The 4,531-nt window shown below is 68.3% G+C and carries 4 protein-coding genes; all 4 read left to right on the forward strand.

Annotated features, from left to right (window positions below; genetic code table 11):
* Nucleotides 1-1,108: hypothetical protein (locus Q1N79_RS21805; protein ID WP_300611816.1), on the forward strand; the 1,108-nt coding region annotated here is incomplete at its 5' end.
* Between the two features lie 14 nt (nt 1,109-1,122).
* Nucleotides 1,123-2,442, forward strand: coding sequence for an O-antigen ligase (locus Q1N79_RS21810; RefSeq protein ID WP_300611819.1), 1,320 nt, complete (start codon nt 1,123-1,125; stop codon nt 2,440-2,442).
* A complete protein-coding gene (locus Q1N79_RS21815; RefSeq protein ID WP_300611820.1) occupies nt 2,439-3,680 on the forward strand; it encodes a glycosyltransferase in 1,242 nt (413 codons plus the stop codon). The genes Q1N79_RS21810 and Q1N79_RS21815 overlap by 4 nt, the downstream gene beginning before the upstream one ends.
* A 130-nt stretch (nt 3,681-3,810) precedes the next feature.
* Nucleotides 3,811-4,503 carry a class I SAM-dependent methyltransferase gene (locus Q1N79_RS21820; protein ID WP_300611822.1) on the forward strand — a complete coding sequence of 231 codons (693 nt, stop codon included), beginning with the start codon at nt 3,811-3,813 and terminating at the stop codon, nt 4,501-4,503.
* The last annotated feature ends 28 nt before the right edge of the window (nt 4,504-4,531 follow it).

Here is a 4,531-nt window from a genome sequence, read left to right on the forward strand (position 1 = left end):
GGTCACCCAGTCCATGCAGCAGGAAGTGCCAGGGGACATGCAGAGCGTGGCGTCCCTGGAAGCGAAGGTCGCCGCCGTCGAGCGCGAGCCCAAGACGTCGGCGCAGCAGGCCGAGCTCAAGAAGGTGCAGGCCCAGGAGAGCCAGGCCGCCCTGTCGCTGAGCGTGCTCCAGGAGGCCATCGCCGAGAACCAGGCAGGCAGCCAGACGCTGGCCGCCATCAAGGGCAGCGTGGTGCTCGACCCGGCCGAGGCGGTCTCGTACTCAACGAAGAAGTGGGTGCTCATCTACGCCGTCTACGGGGTGGTAGGCGGTCTGGCCCTGGGGTTGGGCATCGTCGTGATCGGGGCCGTGACGTCCGACCGGCTGCGCAGGCGCGATGACATCGCGCGGGCTCTCGGCGCTCCTGTCAAGCTCAGCGTCGGCGCCTCGGCGGGCGGACGCAAGGCGGCGGCGGGCCAGGGCGGTATCGGCGGAGCAGACGACCCCGATATCAGGCGCATCGTCGCGCACCTGCGCGAGGCGGTCTCGATGAAGGACGGGCACCGCGCGCTCGCGGTCGTACCCGTGGACGAGCCGAAGGTGGCGGCGCTCGCCCTGGCCGCGCTCGCGGTCTCCATCGCGCAGGAAGGGCGCAAGGTCATGCTGGCGGACCTCGCCAGCGGAGCGCCTGCCGCGACGGTCCTGGGCATGAGCGGCCCGGGGGTCGGCATGGTGCGGGCGCAGGAAGCACCGCTGATGCTCGCCGTGCCGGGCCCGGCGGAGATCGCTCCGTCCGCGCCCGTCCGCGACGGCTCGGCGACGGCACCGCGCTCCGCGTTCAGCGACCAGATAGGCGCCGCCTACGCGTCGGTCGATGTCCTGCTGACACTGGCAACGCTCGATCCTGCCTACGGCGGCGATCATCTGGCGACGTGGGCCAACAGCGCGGTCGCGGTAGTCACCGCCGGGCGATCGTCGTGGGCCAGGCTGCAGGCCACCGGCGAGATGATCCGGCTGGCCGGTGTGCCGCTTGTGTCGGCTGTGCTCGTCGGCGCGGACAAGTCCGATGCGAGCCTTGGGCTGCCGTCGGGTTCCGGTGCCCTGCTGGGCGCTGGACGGCTGAGCTAAGGGTCAGCGCCGGTATGGCTTCGTCCGTCGTCGCCTACGCGCCCCGCCGTGGCTTGCAGCTGCTGCGACCCACCGCGCGCCTGCTGCGGTTCGATGAGCTGCGCGACCGCACGTTCCGGCGCAGGGTGTACCTCGCGTGGCTGCTGCTGTTCATCAATGTCGTGCCGTTCTACAAGGGGGCCTGGAACGGACTGCCGCTGATCGTGCCGATCCCCTCTGTCGTCGGCAGGCTCATCACCCAGGGCGCGCTGCCGCTGGCACTGGCGCTGGCGATGTCCGTGAACCGTCGGCTGCTCATCCGCCCCAACGTGTTCATGTGCTTGCTGACCTGCCTAGTCATCGCGGCGGTCATCTCCGGTGTGAACCCGGAGGCTGGCAAATTTATCGCCACCGCATACCGGACCTGCCGGCTGACCGCCTTCGTCGGCACGCTATGGCTGCTGACCCCCTTGTGGGACCGGCGCGACCTGCTGCTCGTCAAGGCCCACCTGGTGGCCTTGTTCGGTGTGCTCGGCACCGTGCTGCTCGGCCTGCTCATAGTTCCGGGGCGGGCCCTTGCCGAGGGGAGGCTGTCGGGCGAGTTCTGGCCGATCACCCCCGTGCAGGTGTCGGACTACTCGGCGGTCGCGCTCGGAATACTGATCGTCCTCTGGTTCTGCGGTGAGACGAAAAGACGCGTGACCCTGGTGGCCGGCCTGGTCATCGCGGCGATGCTGTTCCTGACGCACACGAGGACAGAACTGGTCGCCCTGTTCGCCGGGCTGCTCGTGGCGGGCCTGCGCATGTTCACGGTCCAGGCTCGTGTCCGGCGGCTGTTCACTATCGTCGCGATCGCGGTCTCCGTGGCGGTCATCGCGTTCTCAAGCGCGCTGACAACCTGGCTGGCCCGTGGCGAGAGCACACAGGAGCTGACCGACCTGACCGGCCGGACAAACGTCTGGACCCTCGTGCTCAACGCTCCCCGCGACAGGTTCCAGCTCATCTTCGGGTACGGCCTGTCGAACAAGGGCTTCGACGGCCTGCCCATCGACAGCAACTGGCTTGCCGCCTACTACGACCTCGGCCTTGTCGGCGTGGGTATCTGCGTCTCGCTGCTGCTGTTCGTGCTCGTGACCGCCTACTTCCGGCCGCGAGGCGCGCGAACCGCGATCGCGTTGTTCCTCGTGACGTACCTCATGGTTACCTCGCTCACCGAGACTGGCCTCAGCGACGCCTCGGCCTACCTTCTCGAACTCGTGCTGGCGGCCTCCCTGCTCACTCCGCCGCGCGGTGATTCGATGCTCGCGCCCTTCCGAGATGATCTGCCGTCCCGAATAGAAAGGGCGCTGGCATGAAGGTCATGCTGGTCCACAACCGCTGTCGTTCCGACGGGCCGAGCGGCGAGAACCGGGTGGTGGATCAGGAAAGCGAAGCGCTGGCCGAGGCGGGCCACAGCGTCATCCGTTTCGGGCGCGACAGCGACGAGATCGAATCCTGGTCGCTGACCCAGAAGGCGTTGCTGCCGGCCAAACTGGTCTGGAACCGCGGCAGCCGGCATGACCTGGCGGCAGCGCTGCGTGAGCACAAACCTGACGTCGTGCACCTGCACAACACGTTTCCGCTGCTCGGCGACACGGTGCTGTACGCGTGCCGCGATATGCGCGTACCGGTTGTGGCCACTATCCACAACTACAGGCTCGGCTGCACCGGCGGCACCTTCTTCCGCGACGGCGCGCTGTGCCATGACTGCGCGGGCGGTGCACTGCTGCCCGGGGTGACCCACGGCTGTTACCGGGGTTCGCGCACGGCAAGTGCGCCCCTCGCGCTGTCCATCGGCGTCCATCGCCGCGCGTGGCGATCGCTCGTTTCTGCGTACGTGTTCATCTCCGCGTCCCAGCGGGATCTGCTCCGTGGTGTCGGGCTGCCTGAAGGCCGGCTTTTCGTACGGCACAACCTGATTCCGCGCTGGGCTGCGCCGCAAGCCCGGCGCCAGCCGATCGTGGTCTATGCCGGCAGGCTGGCCGAGGTGAAAGGCGTGCGCCTGCTGATGGACGCCTGGGACCGGTACCTGAGCCTGGCCGGCGACGCCGGCCTGCGCCTGGTGATCGCGGGAAAGGGCCCGCTCGAGGACGAGGTGGCGGGCTGGGCCGCCACGAGGCCGTCCGTGGAGCTGGCCGGGTTCGTGTCCGGCGAGCGCAGCCGCGAGCTGATGTCCGCCGCCCGCGCCGTGCTCGTCCCGTCCATCTGGGAAGAACCCTTCGGTCTCGTCGTCGTCGAGGCCATGGCAGCGGGTACCGCGCCGATCGCCGCGCAGCGCGGCTCGTTCACCGAACTGATCACGGACGGGGTAGACGGCGCGCTCTTCACCGCGGCCGATCCTGCCGCGCTCGCGTCGGTCATCGGCGACGTCGAGGCGCGCCCGCAGACATACGAGGCGTACGGCCAGCGGGCCCGCGAAACTTATGAGCACCGGTTCAACCCGGAGCACAGCATCAAGCACCTGCTTGAGATCTACAATTTTGCGATCTCGAATCCGGCTCCTGGACCGGGCAAGCCGGGCCACGACGAGGATCAGTCCATGAGGGGGATCTAAAGACATGCAATCAGCAGTTCGCCGCCGCCTTGCTACGTCGCCGCTCGGGTGGGCAGCGGCCATGCCGCTGCGGACGGCGCGGGTGGCGCGGTACGACGCACGCATTGTCGGACGTTCACTGAGCTGGCTAGTGCATAACCGCGAGACCACGAACTTCACTTACGACCTCGACCCGGTCAACCGTGATCACCTGTGCTGGTTCGTGTCCGCGGTCACCGGGGCCGAGATCGGCCAGGTGCGCTCGTGGATGACGGAGCTGGAGACAGACGAAGCCTTCCACGCCGCCCTGACCAGCCGGCTGTCGACCAATCCCACCAGGCGGGTCTGCGCGACCGAGCCGCACCTGGCGCGCAGGTACGGGTGGTACGCCATCGTCCGGGCGGTGCAGCCCGACAACGTCGTCGAGACAGGGACTCATCTCGGCCTCGGTTCCTGCGTGCTCGCCGCGGCCCTGCTCCGCAACGGCCATGGGCGCCTCACGACGATCGACATCGACCCCGATTCCGGCCACCTGATTGGCGAGCCGTGGGCGGGCGTCATCGACCGCCGCGTCGGAAGCTCTGTCGACGAGCTCGCCCGCATGCGTGACGTCGACATGTTCCTGCACGACAGCCTGCACACCTATGAGTACGAGACCAAAGAGCTCGCCGCCGTCGGCCCGAACCTGCGTTCCGACGCCATTCTCCTTTCAGACAACGCGCACGATTCCTCGGCACTGTCGCACTGGGCTGAGCAAAATGGCCGCCGCTACCTGTTCTTCAAGGAACAGCCCCTCAACCACTGGTGGCCGGGAGACGGGATCGGGGTCGCCTGGGCGAAATAGCCGCCACGGCGATTTTCGGCGGGCTGCG

This window comes from Trebonia sp., from assembly GCF_030042015.1.
Lineage (GTDB): Bacteria > Actinomycetota > Actinomycetes > Streptosporangiales > Streptosporangiaceae > Trebonia.